Here is a 22,902-nt window from a genome sequence, read left to right as displayed (position 1 = left end):
AAAATATCTACAGTTTCAATATGGGTATGTGAAGTGACGCACATAGCCATTGTGCTCTCGGTATTTTCTATTGTGGGGGCATATACATGTTAGTTCAAGGATTAAGAGGAAGTCGAAGTATGGCGGTTGGAAAAGTTAAATGGTTTAACAACGCAAAAGGGTTTGGTTTTATCGTTCCGGAAGATGGCGGTGAAGATATTTTCGCCCATTATTCTACCATTCAGATGGAAGGTTATCGTTCATTAAAAGCTGGGCAAGAAGTTAAATTCGATGTTCAGCAGGGCCCCAAAGGCTTGCATGCCGAAAATATTGGCTTGGTCGACGAGCCTGAGCGTTAACTGATACTATCAGACTAGCGTTTCCGAAGAGGCTCTTTACTGTTGTGCAGTCAGTAAAGAGTCTTTTTTATTTTCAGCCCTAAACCACCTACTTCAGTAGGTGGTTATCATTAATGTCAGGGCTTTGCCCGTATACCTACCCATGTTAAATCTCCCTTTGATTTTTAGCGAAGTCAAAAAGGAAAATAACATGAGTAGATACGAGCAAGCATCGCACGTGTTTTGGCGATGTCAATATCACATAGTCTGGACTCCGAAATACCGGTTCAGGATATTATCGAATAAATTAGGCAAAGATGTTTACAGGTGTATTCACGTCTACTGTCAGCAACTCGACTGCATAGTGATGGAGTTGAACGTGCAGATAGACCATGTTCACCTAGTAGTAAAAATTCCTCCAAAGCTGTCGATATCAAACCTGATGGGTGCTTTAAAAGGCAAGATAGCTTTGAAACTATTCAATAAGTACCCACATTTGAGAAAGAACAAAATGTGGGGAAACCACTTCTGGCAACGAGGTTACTTTGTTGATTCAGTGGGAGTGAACGAAGAGATCATTAGACGTTATGTACGTCACCAGGAGAAGGTTGAAAGACAAGAGCAAGCTCAGCTCGCCCTAGAATAGAAGGCCCCCTTTTAGGGGGTTCACACAAAGCCACCTTCTTTAGAAGGTGGATTCTTTACTTATCCTTTATTGCTGGAGTATCTTCCTTAGATACTGCGTATTCCCCCTCATGCTTTAAACGAAACACCTATACCTAATCAATAATACCCATTTGTAGATAGCATCACATTTTCTAGCCTCAACAAATTCCTCTGATCATTTCAAATTATTAATGTCAGCGATAGAAGCCAGTGTATAGGTATGGATATGTGGCGTGAAGCCTGCCCGCTTGCTAAAGCTGCATCAGTCCCACTTGCTCTGGAACCACCATAGCGGCGTACGACTTCTTCGTCAGCAAGTGGGTGGACTCACGCTGAGTAAGTACTTATCTATGCGGATCAATATTACTTCGGCGAAGGCCCAAAAAAGCCTGCTTTCGCAGGCTTGGTATCTTGAACGTTCCGAAAAACTATTTGGCTAAAATCTTGTGAAGCGTCTCGCTTGGAGACATCGCTTTTGCCAGCTTGTCTTCATCAGGATAGTAGTAACCGCCAATTTCCTGAGCTTGTCCTTGCGTAGAATCTATTTCAGCAATGACTTTATCGATATTGGTTTTAAGTTCCTCATAAACCGGTTTGAACTGTGCGGCAAGGTCAGCGTCTTGCGTCTGATTTGCCACTTCCTGGGTCCAGTAGAGTGCCAGATAAACGTGGCTACCCCGGTTGTCCAGTTGTCCCACTTTACGTTGGGGGGATTTATCGGTATTGAGAAGCGTTTCGGTGGCCTTATCAAGCGCATCCGCAATAATTTTCGCCTTTTTATTGTCGTGCTTAATAGCCACATCTTCAAGCGATACCGCCAGCGCAAGGAATTCACCTAACGAATCCCAACGTAGATGTCCCTCTTCAACAAACTGCTGAACATGTTTCGGTGCAGAACCACCTGCGCCGGTTTCATACAGACCACCACCCGCCATTAGAGGAACAATGGACAGCATTTTTGCACTGGTTCCTAATTCTAGAATAGGAAACAGATCTGTCAGATAATCTCGTAGCACGTTGCCGGTGACTGAAATGGTATCTAGCCCGCGGATCGCCCGTTCCATACTGAAGCGAATAGCACGAACCGGAGACATAATCTGGATATCCAGACCATTGGTATTGTGCTCTTGCAGATACTTTTCCACTTTTTTGATTAGCTGAGCATCGTGAGCTCGTTCTTCGTCAAGCCAAAATACCGCTGGCATTCCAGATTGACGTGCGCGAGTAACCGCGAGTTTCACCCAATCCTGAATAGGCGCGTCTTTCGCTTGGCACATGCGCCAGATATCGCCTTCTTCAACATCGTGTGACATCAGTATGTTGCCGTCCTGATCGACAATTTCCACTGTACCGTCAGCTTCAATTTCAAAGGTTTTATCGTGCGAACCGTATTCTTCTGCCTTTTGTGCCATCAGTCCGACATTGGGCACCGTTCCCATGGTAGTAGGATCGAATGCACCGTGAGTTTTACAGAAATTAATAACTTCCTGATAAATCGTCGCATAGGTGCTTTCGGGAATAACTGCTTTGGTATCGTGAGATTTTCCATCAGGTCCCCACATTTGACCGGAATTGCGGATCATGGCGGGCATAGAGGCATCCACAATGACATCGCTAGGGACATGAAGATTGGTAATGCCTTTATCAGAATTGACCATCGCAATCGGTGGGCGATCAGCATAGCACTTGTTAATATCGCTCTCTATTTCAGAACGCTGTGATTCAGGTAGCGAAGAAATTTTGTCATAAACGCTGCCTAAGCCATTGTTAGGGTTTACACCAAGCTCTTTAAACAGGTCGCCGTATTTTTCAAATAGTTCTTTATAAAATACCTTAACGCAATGACCAAACACGATAGGATGTGACACCTTCATCATGGTCGCTTTTACGTGTAGAGAAAACAGTACGCCGCTTTCTTTAGCATCTTCAATTTGTTCTTCAAAGAATTTACAAAGGGCGTTCTTACTCATAAACATGCCGTCAATAACTTCACCGGCAAGTAAATCTACCCGTGGCTTAAGGGTTTTCTTTTTCCCCTGCTTATCAGTAAATTTAATGCTTACATGACCTGCTTTATCCACTGTGGTGGATTTTTCACTGGAATAAAAATCACCACCGCGCATATGTGCTACGTGCGAACGGGAGGCTTGACTCCAGGCACCCATAGAGTGAGGATGCTTGCGGGCAAAGTTTTTTACCGCAGTAGGCGCACGACGATCGGAATTTCCCTCACGAAGAACAGGATTTACCGCACTTCCTAATACCTTGCCGTAACGCTCGCGAATTTCTTTTTCTTCATCAGACTTAGGTGCTTCAGGAAACGGTGGTACGTTAAAACCTTTCGCATTTAGTTCTTTAATTGCTGCGCGTAGTTGGGGAATCGACGCACTGATGTTGGGCAATTTGATAATGTTAGCATTTGGATCCTGGGTCATTTCACCAAGCTCAGCTAACGCATCAGGCACCTTCTGTTCATCCGATAAATAATCTGGGAAGATTGCCAGGATCCGTGCGGCTAGAGAAATATCACTCAGTTCGACACCGATGTCTGCGGCACTGGCAAATTTCTCAATGATAGGTAACAACGAATAGGTCGCCAGCATGGGCGCTTCGTCGGTTTTGGTATAGATGATGGTCGACTTGGCTTTGGTCATTATATACCTCAAGGTTGACGGTACTGTAATACCGTTATTTATTCCATTTATATACGGCGCATGTCACCGAACATATTACTATGCCGAATGATCATTCAGGCGGTCTGGTAGCAGCGGCAAGTTATCAATGATGTTACATTCTTTAAGGCGGCTCTGCGCCATTTGAGAAAGAAAAACAGTCGTTATGTCTATAAGTGAGACATCTCATCATCATTCAGCTACTACCAGCTACGTAAATTTGCCGCGCACATTAGTATAAGGGCGAATAATGCAGTTACAAGTCATACCTTTGTGTTAGCGTAGGTGATCATTGAAAATAGACGTTTGACAATGCCGTAGAGGTTCTTCGTCTCTCCCATGCACTTACATTTTCATCAGCTTAAGCATGTTTCCTCTGTTACACTACGCTACATTTATCGGTAGAGGTACTTCATGTCTGCTTCCCCCTGCGTGGTCCTGTTCAACAAGCCTTTCGACGTTCTTTCTCAGTTTACTGACGAGGATGGACGAAAAACATTGAAAGATTTTATTCCCATTCCTAACGTGTATGCAGCCGGTCGACTGGATCGTGATTCAGAAGGATTACTGGTGTTGACAAACGACGGCAAGTTACAGCACAAACTCGCTCACCCAGCCGCCAAAACCAGTAAAACGTATTGGGCGCAAGTAGAAGGTGAGCCCACAGATGATGCCATTCGGATGTTGTGCCACGGCGTTGAACTAAAAGATGGCCGAACTTTACCCGCTAAAATTCAACGTATGGAGCCGCCTTCTGTATGGCCAAGAAATCCGCCGGTTCGGTTCCGTAAGCTTATCCCAACCACCTGGCTATCCATCACCATTACAGAAGGCAAGAACCGCCAGGTTCGTAGAATGACGGCCAATGTCGGCTATCCTACACTCAGACTCATTCGCTATCGTGTAGGCAGTTGGACTATTGACGGTCTGGCGAATGGCGCATACCGCAGTATTCCGCTTTAACGCCACGCGTCGACGCAGCGTGCGTAATTCCAGAGTCTGCACGAAAGCACAACACTGTAATACACATCCGCATCAATGCGGATCAGTATAAGTGCGTGTTGAGTCGTGCTAAATGACAATTAATCTGGTAGAATCCGCGACCCTGAATTACCTGTAAAAGAGTGTGTTATAAAAGGTGAATAATTCGTCATTTGCTCACAATTCCCCTGAACAGAAAAAAGTCATTGTTGGCCTATCCGGCGGTGTCGATTCGTCCGTTTCTGCTTACCTGTTAAAAGAACAGGGATATCAGGTAGAAGGCCTGTTCATGAAAAACTGGGAAGAAGATGACAATGATGAGTATTGCTCTGCAGCAGAAGATCTTGCCGATGCTCAAGCCGTCGCGGATAAACTGGGCATTCATCTACACACTATCAATTTTGCTGCTGAATATTGGGACAACGTATTTGAATATTTTCTGGCTGAATATAAAGCCGGGCGTACTCCCAATCCCGATATCATGTGCAACAAAGAAATCAAATTTAAGGCCTTTCTTGAATTCGCCGCGGAAGATTTAGGCGCTGATTATATCGCCACCGGTCACTACGTAAGACGGCGTAAATATCAGGATGGCTGGCAGATGCTGCGGGGGCTGGACAGCAATAAAGATCAAAGCTATTTCCTTTATACATTAGGTGAACAGCACATCGCTAAAACCTTGTTTCCTGTAGGGGAACTGGAAAAGCCGATGGTAAGGAAAATAGCGGAAGATCAGGGGCTGGTTACCCACGATAAAAAAGACTCTACCGGTATATGCTTTATCGGCGAACGGAAATTTAAAGATTTTCTCGCTCGTTTTTTACCTGCTCAACCTGGTGTCATTGAAACCGCTGAAGGCGATGTTATCGGTGAGCATGAAGGTTTGATGTATCATACGTTAGGACAACGTAAAGGGTTGCATATCGGCGGGCTGAAAGATTTTGGCGATGACCCCTGGTATGTCGTGGATAAAGATGTCTCCCGCAATGTGTTGATTGTTGGCCAAGGCGCTGATCATCCGCGTTTATTTTCTAATGGCTTGATTGCCAAACAACTACATTGGGTCGATCGCAATCCGCTTACGACCTCGGTTCGTGCTATGGTTAAAACCCGCTACCGCCAGAATGACATTCCTTGCGTACTGACACCGACAACCGATGATGAAATAAAGGTGACGTTTGATGAGCCGCAAAAGGCGGTCACCCCGGGTCAGTCGGCGGTTTTTTATCAAGAGGAAGTCTGTCTTGGCGGCGGCATCATTGAGAGTTACATCCGCTGATGTTAGATCCGAAAATTGAAAAGCATCTTGCGCTTGCCGGGGTTTGTCAGGCTGCGGCCCTTGTCCAGCAACTGGCCCGCAAAGGCAATGTTGACAAAGATGCCTATGAAGCCAGTCTTTCGAGTATTTTAGTCACAGACCCGGAATCTCCCCAGCATGTATTTGGTAAGCTGGATAATCTAAAAATTGGTTACCGCACGCTATTTAGTCAGTTATCTGATAAAACAGCGAAAAAAGATACCGAGATCACCCGTTATATCGCCAGTTTACTTGGGCTTGAGCGTAAATTAGCTAAAAAGCCAGATGCACTGAATAAACTTGCAGAGCGCATTTCTCATGTGCAGCGTCAGCTTGCTCATGTGGAGTTTGATAATGTTCAAATTGTATCATCGCTCGCCAGTATCTACAGCGATATCATCAGTCCTCTTGCACCACGTATCCAGGTGGCTGGAAATCAAGATTTACTCAGCCAACCTATAAATCAGCATCGCGTGCGCGCTCTGTTACTGGCTGGCTTGCGTTCTGCGGTTATGTGGCGACAGATGGGTGGCAGACGAAGACAGATTTTATTTAGTCGAAAGCAAATTCTGGAAAGCGCTACCCAAGCGCTAAGATTGATTAATTAGTTGAGGAGCTAAAGGTGGAACTGAGTCAGTTAACCGCAATTTCCCCTGTTGATGGACGTTACGCCGGTAAAAGCGCTGAGCTACGGGGAATATTCAGCGAATATGGCCTGTTAAAATATCGGGTACAGGTAGAGGTTCGCTGGCTACAGATGTTAGCCAGTCACAGTCAGATCGCAGAAGTCCCTGCTTTTAGCCAGCAGTCAAACGCGCTGCTCGACGAGATTGTTTCGTCATTTTCTGTCGATGATGCTCAGCGTATTAAAGACATTGAACGCACCACCAATCACGATGTAAAAGCAGTTGAATATTTTCTTAAAGAAAAAGTTGAGCACCACAGCGAGCTTAATGCCATCAGTGAATTTATCCATTTCGCCTGCACATCGGAAGATATCAACAATCTTTCCCACGCTCTGATGTTGAGGGAGGCTTGTGATTCAGTAATTTTGCCTTACTGTGACAAGCTTATTGCTGAGCTAAAGCGCTTAGCACAAGACTACAAAGCAATTCCCATGATGGCGCGAACTCACGGTCAACCAGCCTCGCCTACCACTATGGGCAAGGAAATGGCTAATGTGGCGTTGCGTTTAATGCGTCAGCGCGAGCAGATTGCTAAGGTAGAATTGCTCGGCAAGATTAACGGCGCCGTGGGCAACTATAATGCTCACCTTTCAGCCTACCCCAATGTTGACTGGCATGATGCAGCTGAAAAATTTGTGACAAGCCTGGGTTTGACGTGGAATCCTTATACTACGCAAATTGAACCCCACGATTATATTGCCGAGTTATTTGATGCTGTTAGCCGCTTTAATACCATTTTGATTGATTTTGATCGGGATGTCTGGGGATATATTGCGCTTGGTCACTTTAAGCAACGGACGGTGGCCGGAGAGATTGGCTCTTCAACTATGCCACATAAAGTGAACCCGATAGATTTCGAAAACTCAGAAGGGAACCTCGGCCTGGCCAATGCGATTTTTAATCACCTGGCGGTGAAACTTCCTATTTCTCGTTGGCAACGAGATCTGACAGATTCCACAGTGCTGCGCAATCTGGGAGTGGGCGTGGGTTATGCCATTATTGCTTATCAGGCCACGCTAAAAGGTATCAGTAAATTAGAGGTGAACGAAGCGAGTCTGCTAACTGAGCTGGATAATAACTGGGAACTTCTGGCAGAGCCAATTCAAACCGTTATGCGTCGCTACGGCATTGAAAAACCTTATGAAAAGCTGAAAGAGTTGACTCGTGGTAAAAAAGTTAACGCCGCTGCCATTGCCGATTTCATTGATAACCTTGAACTGCCTGAAAATGTGAAAACGGAATTAAAGTCTCTTTCTCCTGCAAATTATATTGGCGATGCAATCCGTCTGGTAGATCAGTTACCAAAATAGGAAATGTTTTGTAGCCTTCTAAGACCGGTTTTAACGCCGGTCTTTTTTATTATTGGAAGGCTAATGCATCATCAGATATTTTCATCATCTACCTCTTCCCGCGGCTACTTGTCTGCACTGATAAAGCAGATAACACTGATGATGAGCTTTTGCTTCGTTATTCAGCTCTCCATTGCTATTTATTATGTTGAAACCATTGGTGCTGGCGGTTATATAAACCTGCTTTGTCATAGTGCCGCCATTCCATTAATACTGCTTTACTGTTCCCGCCAGCAGGTTCTTATCGCTCGTCGTTTACTAAACGTAATTTTTGCCAGTTATTTATGCTGTGCTTGCGTAATTTGGGGAATGTCTCTTGGCATCCAGCACTTTTTGTTGCTCGGTAACCTTGTGTGTGGATTCTTTTACCGCACTAACGAGCGAACTGAACAACTAGGCACCGCAATGGCTTTTAGTGGGCTATTTATTGCTATAGAAATGATGAATACCGATTTTGCGCAATGGCAGCACGTTGTTCGTCTTGCAGACAGTCTTACCCTCACCTTTGCCACTCTCATCATCCTGTTATGCTTTCAAAGACAAACTCAAACGAGGTGGCAGGCGCTCAAGAAGGTTAACAATGACACACGCGCTTTATTAGCCAATATATTTCCGCCTTCAAGCAGCAATAATCTGCAGCAGCTATGGCCAATGGGACAAACGAAGACAGTCTCCTGTGCTAGCGTAATGTTCGCTGACTTACAAGGCTTTACTCGCTTAAGCGAAACGTTTGAGGATGAAGAGGTAGTAGAGATTTTAGATAGCCTGTACTGCCAGTTTGACGCTATTGCCAAGCAACTAGGTGTCGAGAAGATAAAAACTAACGGCGATGAATATATGGCAGCAGTCGGCATTCCCTCTACCGTAAGCTCTAGACCCACATCGGAACCCAACGCCGTGACAATGTACCGCTTTGCCTGGCGGATAAATGAAACGTTTCAACGCTATTGTACAAGGTTACATTTACCGTGCAATTTGCGAATAGGTATCGCGACTGGTGCTGTAACCGCAGGAATCATAGGTAAAGAAAAACCGGTATTTGACATCTGGGGGAAGACAGTCAATCGTGCCGCACGCCTGGAACACGCCGCTACACCCGGCACCATTTTCCTCTGTCAAAATTCTTACAATGCAATCGTCACATACTATAATCAGCCACTCGCTGTCCCGGCATCCAGTTTATCGCTGACCGCCTTCAAAGTGACGCATCCGCCGCCCGCTTTTGTTACTTGAAGCTGAGAGAACAAATCCGCATAATTCTGCTTTTACTAAATGACTCATGCCATGACTTTCTCGCTGACAAACTTCTCCATTCATGACTTTCTGAGCCAGCATTGGCAAAAGAAACCCGCTGTGTTCCGCCATGTCTTTTCGCCATTCGTTGATCCTCTGGATGAAAATGATTTAGCTGGCATAGCAATGGAAGAGGAAGCAGACAGTCGCATGGTTATTCAAGATGCGCACGGCTGGCACGTTGAGCATGGTCCTTTTACTGAAACAGATTTTGGCGAGCTTTGCCGGGACAAATGGACGCTGTTAGTGCAGGGAGTCGATAAATACTTACCCGACGCTGATGCCTTAATGGAAGCGTTTAACTTTATTCCTTATTGGCGCATGGATGACTTAATGGTAAGTTTTGCCTCCCCTGGAGGCGGAGTTGGGCCCCACCTTGACCAATACGATGTTTTTCTGGTTCAGGGAAAAGGCAAACGCCGCTGGCAAGTGGGAAAGCCTGGGGAACATATCGCGCAGTATCCTCATCCTGACCTAAAGCAAATCCAGCCTTTTGCAGCTGTTATGGACGTGGTACTTGCACCAGGAGACATGCTTTATATCCCGCCAAACTGGCCGCACAATGGCGTGGCTGTAGATGAATGTATGACATACTCGGTTGGTTTCAGAGCACCAGATCAGGCGCAAATCGTTCAAAGCCTGCCAGAGATATTTGCAACAGCTTCCGATACCGCAATACGTTACACCGATCCGGCTTTGACTGCCCAATCACACCCTTCCCTCGTCAGCTCTACCGCACTTTTAACGTTGAAATCCCTGCTGATGGACGTACTCAACGGCGATCAGTGGCAACAAGCTATGCTGCGGTTATTAAGTGATCAGCAACTGCCCGAATCTTTTCCCGCTACGCTTTATCAACCGGAAACCTTAAACAACGCGCTGAAAGCTGGTGCTATTTTTCAGCGTGTGCCGGGATGTCGCCCGCTGTTTACCCCCACTAACAACAGCAGTATTTTTACGTTTTTCGTCAACGGAGAACTCTTTACCGCGTCACGGGCTTGCGAATCGTCTGTGCTCGCTATACTTTCTGGCGAGTGGGTAACTTCTGAATGCATAAGCAAGTGCGAAAATAAATTCGCGCTTTTAGAAATTGTGTCTACTCTTATCAATAAGGGGTATTGGGAACTGCACGAATGACTGCATGATTAACAGTTCCCTAACCAACACATAATCAGTTTAAAACATAATCAGTTTAAAACATCATCATAGTAAATCATATGGCGTTTCAGGTAGAAAACGTTGATTGGGTGAGCGGTAAAAATCGACTAACACAATTACGAGAACGGGTTTTTATTCTTGAATGGCGGCTTCCGCGAGAGGCGGAGTTTGACGAACGTGACGCTAATGCATTCCATATTCTGATTAGCAATGATAAACGTGAACCCATTGCAACCGGACGTTTAACCCGCGACGGAGAAATTGGCAGAATTGCGGTAAAGCAAGAGCATCGGGATCAAGCAGTCTATCAAAAACTTTTTAATGCTTTAATAGGGCTGGCGAAAATTGAACAAGTTCCCACCGTAAGCGTAAGCTGCGATCTGGAAGGGGTGGAACACCACCGTCAATTAGGCTTCAAACCCTCGGGGCCGGTTTTTATGGAAGCTGGGATTCCGCGCCAGCGTATGGCCTGTTCGGTGAATAACTTTCCACTACCTGATGTTACTAAAATGCATTAACTGCGTGCAGACAGAACTAAGAAACAGACGGCCACAATTTTTCATTATCAAATATATCGTACAGATCTTCTGCACGTTGCTGTAAAAGTGCGGCAAAATCCATTTTGATCTTATCCTCACTTGCCTGAGCCAGGTTAGCTGATTTAATTTGCCAAGACATGGCAAAATATCGAACGGCATCTCTGGCATTTTGCGCGTTATCAATGGTTGTAACGTCTGAAGGTAAATTACCTGTAAGAACCCAGTAGTGCTTATTATCCTGAGATTTGATTTTCCAGATGGCAACAAAAGGAGCTAGGTAACGACTGGCTGGCGCATCTACTGTATCAAATAATATTTCATGCTCAGCTAAATGTTTATTGGCTTTCTGGTATTGCTGTTTTACCCAAGCAGCACGTTGTTCGTCAGTCAATTCGTTGGCTTTATTATCTGTCATGATTACTGCACAGCAGCTTGATGTAATTAGCATTACTGTACAGCGTACCTTGATTGGCAAAATGTGTGATAGCGTGGAAAAGACGCGGCAAGCCCATTCCTGCCGCGATTTTTTTTATGTCTACTTGTAGGCGTTACGTTTTTTACGTTGTATCAAGGCAGCCACACCCATTATCGTTAAGATAAAAGTGCCTGGCTCTGGAACCTGTGCAGCATTGGCAATAGCTTCTAAGGTATATGCTGCGCTGGCAAAACTTATACCTTCGTTACCCCCTAGCGCAAGTGTATAGACACCCGCAGCAAGCCATCCCGCATCAAGTTCATTTTCACCTGCATTGGGTGTAAATCCGTCGATGCCTGTCAGGTACGTCAAGCTTTCTCCAGTGAACGTGATAAAGTCACTGGAGTTCGAGAAAAGAAAACTCGGATCTGCCGATAGTTCACCGGCGTATAAGCTCATGCCGAATGACGTTAAAGCGTCGATATTAAAACTAATCTCAGTTTCCTTATCCAAGGAAAATACGAAGAAATCGATGGCTGAAGTATCTCCTGCCAACCAACCGTCTTCTGACGCTACCGTTCCAGTATAAGATGAAGGTAGTGAAATCGGCATAATTCCTGCGTTCGCGGCAAAACTTCCAATCATAAGTGACGCCACTGCAATGGCTTTAATTAATTGTTTCATTGTGTATTCCTATATTATTTTATTATGTGAAGTACGCCCTTAGCGGGCGTAGCATTATTTAATTTCGCGCAGTTTATAGAGCGCCGTTTTCCCACGGACCGGTAATTGCAAAAGTCACACCTGGAGTTTGAATGTTGACGAACAACCAACGGCCATAGAAACAGGCGCCAGCCCATTCGCTGCTCGAGAAACTGCGACGTGCGCTACCGTCAGTCGAGCTTCCCACAGAATCAGAAAAGTTGTCTTTAACGCCCGGATACACACCATCAATGGTTTCCAAATCGCCTTGATCCAGCATCATATGATTTTCCGCAAAAGTGAATGTATCACCACCCTGCGTCAGACCCACCAACCGCTTAGGATTAGAGCTTCCGTCTTCACACATCAAAATGCTGCCGCGAGGACTTACCACTATGTTATCCGGGCCATTTACCTGGGAGTCGCTTTGTGATTCAAAAATAATGGTCAGTTGTTGCTTTCTAGGATCGAAGCAGAAAATCTGACCCAGGTTTGCCGCGCCACCACTGGTCGAAACAAAGTAAATTTTGCCATCGTCATACCAGCAACCTTCACCGCGCTCGATAATTGCAGCATCAGACGCCTGAGAAAAACAGGTTTCGTTAAACGCATCTGGATCAGGCACTTCCTGCCAGCTTACTGTCCACGAAGAACCTTCTACCAGACCATTGCGCAAATCAACACGAGGGGTATTATTTAATACCATGGCGTAAAGCTTGCCGCCCGCTTTCAGGTCGCCGTATTCTCCTGCAGATTCAAACTTGTAAAAGCCAGAAGCGCCAGTGTCTTCTGTCATGTACACATAGCCGGTAGCGGGATCGACAGCCGCTGCTTCATGAGAAAAACGTCCCATCTCGCGAATTGGATTGCCATCTGAAATACCGAATCCGGGTACTTCAAATACGTATCCGTGATAAAAACCCTGTTGTTGTTGATAGGTTTCTTCACAAGAAAGCCAGCTGCCCCAAGGCGTAGGACCGCCACAACAATTACGGATAGTGCCACCTAAGCTGTTGTAGGAAGAAAGGAACTTGCCCTCCATCACATCAAACAAGACGTTGGTTGTTCCACCATTTTGGGCAGCGTTATAAATGCCGCGGCCGCTAACAGGTGAACAGGGATGACTTTCGCCAAAATCCAGTTCATGGTTACGAACAAGACAAACCACGTTTTGTTTTGCTGCAACTACCGCCATGCCATCGTGATCAGTTGGAGTTGGGGTACGGTCAGACTGTATCTGCCCGGTCCATCCGTATGAGGTGTATTCAAATCCTTCTGGCAATGCCAGTAGCTCAAGACCAGTGGCCTTGTCCTTTTTTAGCGAAAGAGGGCCGTAAGAATCTGAATAAGGCAAATTTGCGGCTACTGCCTTAGTCGACATTGCTGCAAAAGCGGTGCTGGCAGCGACAACGGAGCTGCCTTTAACGAATTCCCGACGGTTGACTACAGCTTGGCTCGAGGCGGCCAAAGATTTTTTTACGTTTGACATTTTTTATACCTGTTGATGTTGGGTTATTATCAAGAAGAAATCCCAAATGGTGTAAGGGTACGGCTTCCTCAGGTCTTGCTTCCAACACCAATCTACGGTCCAAAAGTGACAGGATTAGGCATTTTTTTTTACGTTTTTCGTACAGTTTTGTTACGGTTAAACAACGGCTTATGTTATAGATCGCTTACAGCCTGCTGACTCTCCTTTTGCTGCTGCTTTTGCATCCAGCTAATCATCATAATCGACAGTTCATAGAGCAAAATAATGGGTGTGCCTAATGCTATTTGTGAAATTAAATCTGGCGGCGTAATTAACGCAGCAAGTAGAAAAATAATCACAATGGCGTGGCGTCTATAACGCTTCAACGTTTCGGCAGTGACCAAACCCGCTTTTGCCATCACTAGTAGACATACCGGTAGTTCAAAACTTAGTCCAAAGGCTAAAATCAACTTTATTACGAGAGAAAGGTATTCACTGACTTTGGCTTCAAGCTCAACGTTGATGGCCTGCTGCGTTCCTGTGGTTTCAAAGCTGATAAAGAACTCCCACGCCATCGGCATGACCACGTAAAAGGCCAGAGCGCCGCCGGCTATAAACAGCACCGGTGTCATACAAAACAAAGGAATCAAACTTTTACGTTCGTGTAAATACAACCCAGGCGCCAAAAAACGCCACAGTTGCATTAACATAAGAGGCAAAGTGAAGAAAAGCGCGGTAAAAAAGGACAGCTTTAAATAGGTAAAAAATGCTTCCTGCAAGCTGGTATAAATCATCCTTCTTCCGCTTTGCGCGCCAAATATCTCCACTAATGGTTGTTGCAGGAAGCGGTAAATATCGTTAGCAAAATAGTATGCGATACCAAAAGCGGCCGCAAAAAACAGTAAGCAATATAGCAGTCGGGTCCGTAGCTCCGTGAGATGCGCCAGCAACGGCGCCCGGGAAAGATCAAGGTTTTCCTGATTCATCTGTCCAAGCCTTTGCCGATGTTAGAAGATGTTTGTGTAACTGGTGACGCTGCTTCTTTTGCAGCATTCGCGGTGGCTTCAGCATGTTGATTACGAGCAGCAGTTATCATTTCTTGCCGCTGCTGATGCTGAGCCGCACTTATTGTGCCGGGACGGAAATCGGCGGGTAATTCGCGTAACTCAGGCGGAAGTAAATCACGCCAGCTGTCATCACCTTTTTTTCCTTTGCCTGATGCAATATTCACTTCCTTTTCCAGCTGCAAAATGCTGCCTTGAAGGTCGGCATACATACGGCGCACTTTAGCAATAAATTTTCCGACGATATGGAAAAGCTGAGGCAAATCTTTCGGCCCCAGAATGATAAGTGCCAGAACAGCGACAAAAAATAGTTCAGCCCAACTGAAATCCAGCATAATTAGCGGCTTGTTTTTTCAGACAATGCAGCAGCAGTGGCGGCAGGCTCAACCGCTGATGTTTCTGTAGAGGATCGATTTGCCAGAGTGTCTTTTGGCGTTTCCTCCTCATCTTCTCGCATCCCCTGCTTGAAGTTTTTTATACCCGACGCAAGGTCACCCATGAGCGCCGGGATCTTGCCGCGACCAAATAAAAGTAAAAATATCGCTAATACCAGCAGGATCTGCCACATATTCACGCCCATCAGTTTTCTCCAGGATTTACAGTGTGAATAGCGATACTGGCAAGACAATATGAAACATCAATGACAGATTGATGAAGGATTTAAAACGTAGAGATAGAAGAGAAATGCGAATGAATGATTGCGGCGCGAGCCACGCGATCTGGAGCCAGCACAATATCGGTTAAACGGTTAGCAAGGGAACCGGCTTTTTCCGGCAGGGCTAAAACAAATATTTCGCACCAGACCAGTCGATTCGGCGACCGATCTGGCATCGTTTAAGGGTGCACTCGTATTAAAGAAAGCAATGCCTGCAACGGGTGGCGCGGTTTAAAGTCTTCAATGCGATGCACCTGGCTTCGGCAAGAGTAGCCGGTTGCGAGAATTTGGCTTGCCCGGTATCGCTGAACTGCTTGTTCCCAGCTCAAAGCATAAATGCCTAGTGAACGTTCCTTTTGATCAGCCTCGTGACCGTATGTCCCTGCCATACCGCAACAGCCAACCGCAACGATATCAAGAGGCTGTTTTATACGAGCAAAAATCGACTGCCATTGGTTTTCAGATTTTGGTAATGCCGTTTTTTCTGTACAGTGGCTGAAAAGCGCTAATGGTTCGGTGGCTTGCGCGGCTGAAAGGACGGGCCAAATCGACTCTGGCAGCGATAATAGCCATTCATGCACGGTGAGAACAGAAAAGTGGCCTCTCGCCTCCCCTAACGTTTTAGTATATTCATCGCGATAACACAGTACCAGTGATGCATCCACTCCCACCATGGGAATATCTAATTCCTGCAACTGATTTAAAAATGCGGCGGTGTTTGCCGCTGTCTTCGCGAAACGTTGCAAAAAGCCTTTTACATGTTCCGGCTTCCCATTTGGTTTAAAAGGCAGCAATACTGGTTGTAGCCCCAGTTCTTTCACTAACTGCACAAAATCAGCCACCACCTGGGCGTCGTAGTAGCTGGTGAAAGGATCCTGCACAATAAGTACATGACGTTGACGGGCCGCGGAATCTAATTTTGCTAGCGACTGGAAATCGAAAGCAACCTCGTCTTTATCAATACGATCCCCCAGCACCGGCACTGACAGCAGCGGCGTATCTACATAACCTATGGATTTTTCAATCATTCCCTGTACGAACTTTTGATTAAGAAAGAAATTGATAAAGCCAGGCACGATTGCCATTATCGGTGCCATACGTTCAATATTTGCTACCATATGATCTTTTAAAGGTCGCAAATAGCGCTGGTAGTAAATAGATAAAAACGTCGAGCGGAATTCCGGCACATCCACCTTTACCGGACACTGACTCGAACATGATTTACAAGCAAGGCAGCCATTAAGCGCATCAAATACTTCGTGAGAAAAATCGTCCTGGCGATTACGGCTGTTTTGCCAACGCTGCCACCAGGAAGAGGAAAACATCTGCGCGTTCAATTTAGCGGTATTCACCCCTTGTTCGCTAAGTAAGCGGATCCACTCCCGTATCAGCCCGGCTCTTCCTTTTGGACTATGACGGCGATCGCCGGTAATTTTACTTGAAGGACACATTGGCGAGGTCGTGTCATAGTTGAAACACAAGCCATTGCCATTACATTCCATTGCAGGTGATAAGGCACTTTTAAAGGCGACGGGAATAGTCCGATCAAACGTAGCGCGCTTGGTATCGCTTACTTTTACCAATTCCTCGTTACTGTCAAAAGGTGTACAAATTTTTCCAGGATTCATTTTATTGTGAGGATCAAAGGCACTTTTTATCTTACGCAATTCGGTAAACAGGCTTTCACCAAAGAACGCCGGACCATATTCGCTGCGGTAGCCTTTACCGTGCTCTCCCCACATTAATCCACCATATTTTGCCACCAGCGCGACAACTTCATCCGAAATCGTATGCATGAGCTTTTCCTGCTCAATATCGCACAAATCCAACGCGGGACGAACATGCAGTACACCAGCGTCGACGTGGCCAAACATGCCATAATGTAAACCGTGCCCATCCAAAAGCGCGCGAAATTCCAAGATAAAATCAGCCAGATTTTCAGGCGGCACAGCGGTGTCTTCGGCAAACGCAATGGGCTTCTGGCTTCCGGCTGTTTTTCCAAGCAAGCCGACAGATTTCTTTCGCATCGCGTAAATTTTACTGATGTCAGCTTTATCAAACGTGACCTGATAGCCGATTACACCAGACTCCCCGGTTCTTGCTGCTTCTGATAATTCCTGCTCTAACGCGGCAATACGTTGTTTGATTTGCGCTTCATCGTTGCTGTTGTACTCCACCATATTTAAGCCAAGCATGGTTTGATTGGGCACATCAGTAATGAGATCGGCAATGGAATGCCAGATAATGTCTGTTTTTGCTAAGTTGAGAACTTTGCTGTCTACCGTTTCTACTGATGTCGCTTTTGCAGCTATCATGCGCGGAGCGTGGCGCAGAGCAGAATCAAAACTATCATATTTGATGTTTACCAAAGCCTTATGGCGAGCGATTGGTGTCAGCGACAGCTTCGCTTCAGCAACCATTGCCAAAGACCCTTCCGCGCCGGTGATCAAACGTCCGATATCAATTTGTTGCTTCTGATCATCATAAGCATGTTCAAGATCGTAGCCGGTGAGAAAGCGGTTTAAGCGGGGAAATTTAGCCAGAATTTCATCGCGTTTGCCCACACATGTGGCTAAAACCTGCTGTAATATTTTCCCTTCGCTGGTGTTGTCGCTCGCTCGCTTTTTTGCTTCTTCCATCGATATGGAAGAAGTCTGCAGTACTTCACCGTTAGCGAGTACTGCGGTAAGACCAAGTACATGGTCGCTGGTTTTGCCGTACACCAGCGAGCCCTGCCCCGACGCGTCGGTACTTATCATGCCGCCCAGCGTAGCGCGATTACTGGTGGATAAATCAGGTGAGAAGAAAAAGCCGTGGGGGCGTAATGCGTCATTCAACGCATCTTTAACTACACCAGCCTGTACCCGAACCCATTGCTCTTCAACATTGATTTCCAGAATTTGTGTCATGTATCGTGAGACATCTACCACAATACCGTCGGTCAGGCTTTGGCCATTGGTACCGGTTCCGCCGCCACGGGCGGAAAACTTCACCAGCGGATGCTGATTCGCTATCTCACCAATTGCTCGCATATCGGCAATGTTCTTGGGAAAGATTACCGCCTGAGGAAGCTTCTGATACACCGAATTATCGGTAGCAACAACGAGCCTGCTGCCATAACTGAAGTCAATATCGCCGCTGAAAGCCGAATTTTCCAGCGCAGTCAGGTACGCTTGATAATGGCTTAGGGGACTACTCTGTGGGGCAATACGCGGCAGGCTCAAGTTACAACTCTCCAACTGATATTTGGACGCTAAGTATACCCATCGCTCCTGTCAGTCTCTAGCCAAAACTTGCGGTTTTCCACAATTCCTTTTGCTTCATTCCGACAAAGCATAAATTTATTTCACGTCAAATCTGACTTTCAAATAACGTGATTTAAGATAAACGTTCGTAAGTAACGGGTTCAACAACTCTTCTATAAATGAAGACTTACGCTGCATCGTGTCACAAAACTGGCCTTTCGGCCGTTGTTAAAGCTTATAGAGACGTTAATAATGGTTTGGCCATTTTGGCACAACATCAATTCAAGGAGGAAAAACGATGAACGAAATAAGTTTCGATTCACCAGCCATGCAACTTAACGCGTCGGAAATTGAGCAAGTCAATGGTGGGATCCTTCCCATTATTGCAGCTGCTGTAGGTTTAGATGCGGCACTTACCGGCTTTATGATCAGCGCAGGTTATTGGTAAACTTTAAAAGGAGAGTATGTTATGCAAGAATTAACACTTCAAGAACTGGAAACCGTCAATGGCGGCATTTTACCGCTTATTCTTGGTATTGCAGCTGCGGATATGGGATTAATTAGTGCCATGTACGGAGCGGGTTACTGGCGTTAAAAAACAAAGCCAGATATTTTAAAATATCTGGCTATTCCGAGTAGAGATATGATGAACATTTTAAAATATTCTGTTTTCTTTCTTGCTGCCTTAGGATATTTGGTAATTCAAATTACTCACGCCGTAGCGAAACCCTTAGATCAGGCGCTATCGTTATGGTATAGCGGGATAATCGGGATCATGTTAGGTGCCTATGGGTATTACTTGTTTGGCCGTAGTAAAAACTGATTCCGGCTTAGCAGATGCAGATATAGCTAAGTGGAAAAGCAGAGCGCTTTCGGGTACCCCTTTCGCTACATACGGCTTGGCTAAAACAGCGGGAAGTTCACTTTCTGATCTATGATCAAAAGTTTGCAAACACTGTAGTATAGATCGGCAAAGCGCCGACCTAAATTACAGAAGACGAATCTAATTATGATTTTCTGCCAGGTACAGCCATGTCTCAACAACAGTATCGGGATTCAGCGAGACGGAGTCTATTCCTTCATTCACTAACCATCCTGCAAAATCTTCATGATCTGAAGGGCCCTGTCCGCATATTCCTACGTATTTTCCGCGTTCTTTCGCGGCCCGGATTGCCATGGATAACAACGCTTTTACAGCGTCGTCTCGCTCATCAAACAAATGAGCGATAAGCCCTGAATCCCGATCTAGTCCCAGCGTAAGCTGAGTCAAATCGTTGGAGCCAATAGAAAAACCGTCAAAAATATCTAGGAACTTGTCTGCCAACAATGCATTAGAAGGTAGTTCGCACATCATAATAACACGCAAACCATTTTCTCCCTGAACCAGCCCCTGCTCTGCCAGAATATCAATAACCTGCTGACCTTCATCCAGAGTACGTACAAACGGGATCATTATTTCCACGTTGGTAAGCCCCATCTTATTGCGTACCCGCTTTACCGCCTCACATTCAAGGGCAAAACAGTCTCTGAAATCGTCTGACACATACCGGCTCGCTCCGCGAAAGCCCAACATCGGGTTTTCTTCATCTGGCTCGTATTGATATCCTCCCACTAGATTAAAATACTCGTTGGACTTAAAATCCGACATGCGCACAATAACTTTTTCCGGTGAAAACGCCGCACCAATTGTGGCAATGCCTTCTACAAGCTTTTCAATATAAAACTCAGTGGGAGATTCGTAACCCGCAATCATATCGCTGATTTCTTCTTTCAGCTCCTCAGGTTGGCTGTCGAAATTGAGCAGAGCTTTTGGATGCACGCCAATCATTCGATTAATAATAAATTCAAGCCGCGCCAAACCTACACCTTTATGAGGTAACCGCGCAAAATCAAAGGCCCGGTCAGGATTGCCCACATTCATCATCACTTTTAGCGGCAGGTCGGGCATGGCATCTATCCGCGACGTTGTCACATCGAATTCCAGCGCTGAACTATAGATGTAGCCGGTATCGCCTTCTGCACAGGAAACCGTTACTTTCTCGCCGTTTTTAAGCGTGTCAGTGGCATTTCCACATCCGACAACCGCAGGAATACCCAGCTCACGTGCAATAATGGCTGCGTGGCAAGTTCTGCCGCCGCGATTGGTGACAATGGCGGAAGCCTTTTTCATAATCGGCTCCCAGTCAGGATCAGTCATATCCGTCACCAACACATCCCCTGCCTGAATCTTGTTCATCTCTTCAATAGAGGCCAGCACCTTTGCTTCACCGGCACCAATTTTATGGCCGATAGCCCGGCCCTCGCAGATAACTTTCCCTTCACTTTTCAAATGAAAGCGTTCTATGCTTTGCGTATTTTCTCGACTGCGGACCGTCTCCGGACGTGCCTGCACAATATACAATTTGCCATCTACACCATCTTTTGCCCATTCAATATCCATTGGACGTTTATAGTGCTTTTCGATAATCATCGCCTGTTTGGCCAATTCCGTGACTTCTTCATCGGTCAACGAGAATTGCATACTGTCTTTTTTCTCAATATCAACAATAGAAACTTGCTTTCCGTGGCTTTGGTCATCGGAATAGATCATTTTAATTAGCTTACTGCCAAGATTACGCCGCAAAATTGCAGGAAGTCCCTTGTTGAGAGTAGGCTTGTGTACGTAAAATTCATCAGGATTCACCGCGCCCTGAACGACCATCTCACCCAATCCGAAGGAACTGGTGATAAACACCACATCTTCAAAACCAGATTCTGTATCTATCGTGAACATAACGCCAGAGGAAGCAATGTCACTTCTTACCATGCGCTGAACGCCAGCAGACAATGCAACGCCCTTATGATCGTACCCCTGATGCACGCGGTAGGATATGGCACGGTCGTTAAATAAAGACGCAAAAACATGCTTTATCGCAACCAGCACCGATTCATAGCCTTTCACATTTAAAAATGTTTCTTGCTGTCCGGCGAAAGAAGCGTCAGGCATATCTTCCGCGGTCGCCGAGGAACGTACTGCAAAAGATGCATCTTGGTCAGCGTCACCTTGTAATTCAATAAAATATTGCTTTATCGCAGCTTCAAGCTCTGGCTGAAACGGTGTATCAATAATCCATTGGCGGATATTTTTACCAGCTTCAGCAAGCGCCGTGACATCATCAACATCGAGTGAATCCAGCAACTGGTGAATCCGGGCGTCAAGGCCGCTTTGCTCCAGAAACTCATTGAATGCGTCTGCTGTGGTAGCAAAACCTCCGGGCACTTGAACCCCGGCATTCGCCAGATTAGAAATCATCTCCCCCAATGAAGCATTTTTCCCACCCACGCGTACGACATCCTGCATGCCTAATTCTTGATACCAAAATACGTAATCTTGCACTGCCAAAGCCTCCAGCTTTTCATAAAAATGGTAGCCCAGTTGTCTGGGCCCGATGTATCGCGTCATAAGCCATCTCAAGCAAATTGTTTGATGCACTGGCTTTTCGATAAATCCATCTTAGAATGGGAAAAATCAGAAAGTAAAATTTATCTTAAATTCGTAATAAATTTACGACAATTGTTAAGGATATGTTGTGCGCACAGCTTTTTATATTTCCGATGGTACCGCCATTACCTCTGAGGTGTTTGGCCACGCCCTGTTGTCTCTGTTCCCTATTCAGTTCAATCATAAAACGATTCCTTTCGTCGAAACGGAAGAACACGCTTATAAAGTGCTGGAAAAAATATCTGAAAGTTTTCAAGACAGCGGTGAGCGACCGCTTGTTTTTTATACAATTGTAAATATTGATGTGCGTAAGATTATCGCCCGCTCAGTGGGAATTAATTATAATTTTCTCGATCAGTTCGTAGCGCCGGTTGAAAAGGTGCTGGGGGTGCCGTCCAAACCGGAAAAACACCGCACCCACAGTATTCATGAGAAGACATACGATATTCGCATTGACGCGGTAAACTACGCGCTAGCTAACGACGATGGTTCCAGTGTAAAAGATTACGCCAGCGCCGATATTATTCTGGTGGGCGTATCGCGTTCGGGTAAAACACCCACCAGCCTTTATCTGGCGCTGCAGTACGGCATCAAAGCCGCTAATTATCCGTTCACAGAAGAAGATATGGGAGACATATTAAAGCTACCGCCCGCGTTGCGACGCTTTAAAGATAAATTGTTTGGCTTAACTATTCATCCTGATCGTTTACATCAAATACGCTCCGAAAGGCGTGCCAACAGTCGCTATGCTTCTTTACAGCAATGTAGAATGGAACTGCGGGAAGTAGAGAATCTTTATCGCCGGGAAAAAATTCCTTTCCTCAACAGCACCAAGTTCTCGATTGAGGAAATTTCCGCGAAAATCCTTGCTGAAACAGGTCTTCAGCGGAAAAAATATTAACGATCCGCGCATC

At 45.7% G+C, this 22,902-nt stretch carries 22 protein-coding genes; 13 read left to right on the top strand and 9 right to left on the bottom strand.

Annotated elements, in window-relative coordinates; all coding sequences use genetic code 11:
* Positions 1–119: 119 nt before the first annotated feature.
* Positions 120–338, top strand: a complete 219-nt coding sequence (gene cspD, locus CA267_RS17500) for a cold shock domain-containing protein CspD (RefSeq protein ID WP_075609597.1) — start codon at positions 120–122, stop codon at positions 336–338.
* Between the two features lie 190 nt (positions 339–528).
* Complete coding sequence (gene tnpA, locus CA267_RS17495) at positions 529–963, top strand: IS200/IS605 family transposase (protein WP_075609268.1); 435 nt, start codon at positions 529–531, stop codon at positions 961–963.
* A gap of 448 nt (positions 964–1,411) precedes the next feature.
* Here the strand turns inward: tnpA and CA267_RS17490 are convergent, their stop codons facing one another.
* Positions 1,412–3,637 (bottom strand): NADP-dependent isocitrate dehydrogenase, encoded by a 2,226-nt coding sequence (locus CA267_RS17490; RefSeq protein ID WP_075609599.1) that lies wholly within the window; start codon positions 3,635–3,637, stop codon positions 1,412–1,414.
* Positions 3,638–4,069: 432 nt separating this feature from the next.
* On the opposite strand from CA267_RS17490, the gene CA267_RS17485 reads away from it, so the two are divergent.
* The 7 genes from CA267_RS17485 (at position 4,070) to CA267_RS17455 (ending at position 10,937) form a co-directional block, all read left to right on the top strand.
* Positions 4,070–4,618, top strand: coding sequence for an rRNA large subunit pseudouridine synthase E (locus CA267_RS17485; RefSeq protein ID WP_075609600.1), 549 nt, complete (start codon positions 4,070–4,072; stop codon positions 4,616–4,618).
* A gap of 175 nt (positions 4,619–4,793) precedes the next feature.
* Positions 4,794–5,915: a tRNA 2-thiouridine(34) synthase MnmA gene (gene mnmA, locus CA267_RS17480; protein WP_075609601.1), complete on the top strand. Its 1,122-nt coding sequence runs from the start codon at positions 4,794–4,796 to the stop codon at positions 5,913–5,915.
* Positions 5,915–6,541: a high frequency lysogenization protein HflD gene (gene hflD, locus CA267_RS17475; RefSeq protein ID WP_075609602.1), complete on the top strand. Its 627-nt coding sequence runs from the start codon at positions 5,915–5,917 to the stop codon at positions 6,539–6,541. Before mnmA ends, hflD begins: the two co-directional genes overlap by 1 nt.
* Positions 6,542–6,555: 14 nt before the next feature.
* The gene (purB, locus tag CA267_RS17470) at positions 6,556–7,929 is read left to right on the top strand and encodes an adenylosuccinate lyase (protein WP_075609603.1); all 1,374 of its coding nucleotides are present in this window, start codon (positions 6,556–6,558) and stop codon (positions 7,927–7,929) included.
* Positions 7,930–7,992: 63 nt separating this feature from the next.
* Positions 7,993–9,201: an adenylate/guanylate cyclase domain-containing protein gene (locus tag CA267_RS17465; RefSeq protein WP_170669086.1), complete on the top strand. Its 1,209-nt coding sequence runs from the start codon at positions 7,993–7,995 to the stop codon at positions 9,199–9,201.
* A gap of 51 nt (positions 9,202–9,252) precedes the next feature.
* The gene (locus tag CA267_RS17460; protein ID WP_075610082.1) at positions 9,253–10,398 is read left to right on the top strand and encodes a cupin domain-containing protein; all 1,146 of its coding nucleotides are present in this window, start codon (positions 9,253–9,255) and stop codon (positions 10,396–10,398) included.
* Positions 10,399–10,478: 80 nt separating this feature from the next.
* Positions 10,479–10,937 carry a GNAT family N-acetyltransferase gene (locus tag CA267_RS17455; protein WP_075609605.1) on the top strand — a complete coding sequence of 153 codons (459 nt, stop codon included), beginning with the start codon at positions 10,479–10,481 and terminating at the stop codon, positions 10,935–10,937.
* A gap of 16 nt (positions 10,938–10,953) precedes the next feature.
* On the opposite strand, the gene CA267_RS17450 is transcribed toward CA267_RS17455, so the two are convergent.
* The 7 genes from CA267_RS17450 to ydiJ form a co-directional block, all read right to left on the bottom strand.
* The gene (locus CA267_RS17450; RefSeq protein ID WP_075609606.1) at positions 10,954–11,373 is read right to left on the bottom strand and encodes a DUF4826 family protein; all 420 of its coding nucleotides are present in this window, start codon (positions 11,371–11,373) and stop codon (positions 10,954–10,956) included.
* Positions 11,374–11,493: 120 nt separating this feature from the next.
* On the bottom strand, positions 11,494–12,057 hold the full coding sequence (locus CA267_RS17445; protein ID WP_075609607.1) for a PEP-CTERM sorting domain-containing protein: 564 nt from the start codon (positions 12,055–12,057) through the stop codon (positions 11,494–11,496).
* Positions 12,058–12,130: 73 nt separating this feature from the next.
* The gene (locus CA267_RS17440) at positions 12,131–13,564 is read right to left on the bottom strand and encodes an alkaline phosphatase PhoX (protein ID WP_075609608.1); all 1,434 of its coding nucleotides are present in this window, start codon (positions 13,562–13,564) and stop codon (positions 12,131–12,133) included.
* A gap of 173 nt (positions 13,565–13,737) precedes the next feature.
* Positions 13,738–14,529 (bottom strand): twin-arginine translocase subunit TatC, encoded by a 792-nt coding sequence (tatC, locus tag CA267_RS17435; RefSeq protein ID WP_075609609.1) that lies wholly within the window; start codon positions 14,527–14,529, stop codon positions 13,738–13,740.
* Positions 14,526–14,942: a Sec-independent protein translocase subunit TatA/TatB gene (locus tag CA267_RS17430; RefSeq protein WP_075609610.1), complete on the bottom strand. Its 417-nt coding sequence runs from the start codon at positions 14,940–14,942 to the stop codon at positions 14,526–14,528. The genes tatC and CA267_RS17430 overlap by 4 nt, the downstream gene beginning before the upstream one ends.
* A gap of 2 nt (positions 14,943–14,944) precedes the next feature.
* Positions 14,945–15,187: a twin-arginine translocase TatA/TatE family subunit gene (tatA, locus tag CA267_RS17425; protein ID WP_075609611.1), complete on the bottom strand. Its 243-nt coding sequence runs from the start codon at positions 15,185–15,187 to the stop codon at positions 14,945–14,947.
* A gap of 254 nt (positions 15,188–15,441) precedes the next feature.
* The gene (ydiJ, locus tag CA267_RS17420) at positions 15,442–18,486 is read right to left on the bottom strand and encodes a D-2-hydroxyglutarate dehydrogenase YdiJ (RefSeq protein WP_075610083.1); all 3,045 of its coding nucleotides are present in this window, start codon (positions 18,484–18,486) and stop codon (positions 15,442–15,444) included.
* Between the two features lie 319 nt (positions 18,487–18,805).
* Here ydiJ and CA267_RS17415 point away from each other — a divergent pair, with 319 nt between their 5' ends.
* From CA267_RS17415 to CA267_RS17405, 3 genes are read left to right on the top strand one after another with little or no spacing between them, the layout of a single operon-like run.
* A complete protein-coding gene (locus CA267_RS17415) occupies positions 18,806–18,955 on the top strand; it encodes a class IIb bacteriocin, lactobin A/cerein 7B family (protein WP_083638466.1) in 150 nt (49 codons plus the stop codon).
* Positions 18,956–18,976: 21 nt separating this feature from the next.
* The gene (locus CA267_RS17410; protein WP_083638468.1) at positions 18,977–19,102 is read left to right on the top strand and encodes a class IIb bacteriocin, lactobin A/cerein 7B family; all 126 of its coding nucleotides are present in this window, start codon (positions 18,977–18,979) and stop codon (positions 19,100–19,102) included.
* 48 nt (positions 19,103–19,150) lie between these two features.
* On the top strand, positions 19,151–19,330 hold the full coding sequence (locus tag CA267_RS17405; protein WP_139316247.1) for a hypothetical protein: 180 nt from the start codon (positions 19,151–19,153) through the stop codon (positions 19,328–19,330).
* Positions 19,331–19,510: 180 nt separating this feature from the next.
* Here CA267_RS17405 and ppsA read toward each other — a convergent pair whose 3' ends face one another.
* Positions 19,511–21,883, bottom strand: a complete 2,373-nt coding sequence (gene ppsA / locus CA267_RS17400; protein WP_075610085.1) for a phosphoenolpyruvate synthase — start codon at positions 21,881–21,883, stop codon at positions 19,511–19,513.
* A 193-nt stretch (positions 21,884–22,076) separates the two neighbouring features.
* Between ppsA and ppsR the strand changes: the two genes are divergently transcribed.
* Positions 22,077–22,889, top strand: a complete 813-nt coding sequence (gene ppsR, locus CA267_RS17395) for a posphoenolpyruvate synthetase regulatory kinase/phosphorylase PpsR (RefSeq protein ID WP_075609612.1) — start codon at positions 22,077–22,079, stop codon at positions 22,887–22,889.
* Positions 22,890–22,902 lie beyond the last annotated feature (13 nt).

Origin of the sequence: Alteromonas pelagimontana (assembly GCF_002499975.2) — a bacterium.
GTDB classification, from domain to species: domain Bacteria; phylum Pseudomonadota; class Gammaproteobacteria; order Enterobacterales; family Alteromonadaceae; genus Alteromonas; species Alteromonas pelagimontana.
The sequence above is the reverse complement of the archived record's forward strand: the minus strand, read 5'-3'. Positions and strand labels throughout refer to the sequence as shown.

Excerpts from the sequence above, each read along its gene's own strand:
- CA267_RS17450 (WP_075609606.1), bottom strand. The coding sequence starts at position 11,373 with ATGACAGATAATAAAGCCAACGAATTGACTGACGAACAACGTGCTGCT.
- CA267_RS17445 (WP_075609607.1), bottom strand. The coding sequence starts at position 12,057 with ATGAAACAATTAATTAAAGCCATTGCAGTGGCGTCACTTATGATTGGA.
- cspD (WP_075609597.1), top strand. The coding sequence starts at position 120 with ATGGCGGTTGGAAAAGTTAAATGGTTTAACAACGCAAAAGGGTTTGGT.
- CA267_RS17405 (WP_139316247.1), top strand. The coding sequence starts at position 19,151 with ATGATGAACATTTTAAAATATTCTGTTTTCTTTCTTGCTGCCTTAGGA.
- CA267_RS17455 (WP_075609605.1), top strand. The coding sequence starts at position 10,479 with ATGGCGTTTCAGGTAGAAAACGTTGATTGGGTGAGCGGTAAAAATCGA.
- tnpA (WP_075609268.1), top strand. The coding sequence starts at position 529 with ATGAGTAGATACGAGCAAGCATCGCACGTGTTTTGGCGATGTCAATAT.
- tatC (WP_075609609.1), bottom strand. The coding sequence starts at position 14,529 with ATGAATCAGGAAAACCTTGATCTTTCCCGGGCGCCGTTGCTGGCGCAT.
- CA267_RS17440 (WP_075609608.1), bottom strand. The coding sequence starts at position 13,564 with ATGTCAAACGTAAAAAAATCTTTGGCCGCCTCGAGCCAAGCTGTAGTC.
- CA267_RS17485 (WP_075609600.1), top strand. The coding sequence starts at position 4,070 with ATGTCTGCTTCCCCCTGCGTGGTCCTGTTCAACAAGCCTTTCGACGTT.
- CA267_RS17465 (WP_170669086.1), top strand. The coding sequence starts at position 7,993 with ATGCATCATCAGATATTTTCATCATCTACCTCTTCCCGCGGCTACTTG.
- CA267_RS17490 (WP_075609599.1), bottom strand. The coding sequence starts at position 3,637 with ATGACCAAAGCCAAGTCGACCATCATCTATACCAAAACCGACGAAGCG.
- CA267_RS17430 (WP_075609610.1), bottom strand. The coding sequence starts at position 14,942 with ATGCTGGATTTCAGTTGGGCTGAACTATTTTTTGTCGCTGTTCTGGCA.
- CA267_RS17415 (WP_083638466.1), top strand. The coding sequence starts at position 18,806 with ATGAACGAAATAAGTTTCGATTCACCAGCCATGCAACTTAACGCGTCG.
- tatA (WP_075609611.1), bottom strand. The coding sequence starts at position 15,187 with ATGGGCGTGAATATGTGGCAGATCCTGCTGGTATTAGCGATATTTTTA.
- hflD (WP_075609602.1), top strand. The coding sequence starts at position 5,915 with ATGTTAGATCCGAAAATTGAAAAGCATCTTGCGCTTGCCGGGGTTTGT.
- CA267_RS17410 (WP_083638468.1), top strand. The coding sequence starts at position 18,977 with ATGCAAGAATTAACACTTCAAGAACTGGAAACCGTCAATGGCGGCATT.
- CA267_RS17460 (WP_075610082.1), top strand. The coding sequence starts at position 9,253 with ATGACTTTCTCGCTGACAAACTTCTCCATTCATGACTTTCTGAGCCAG.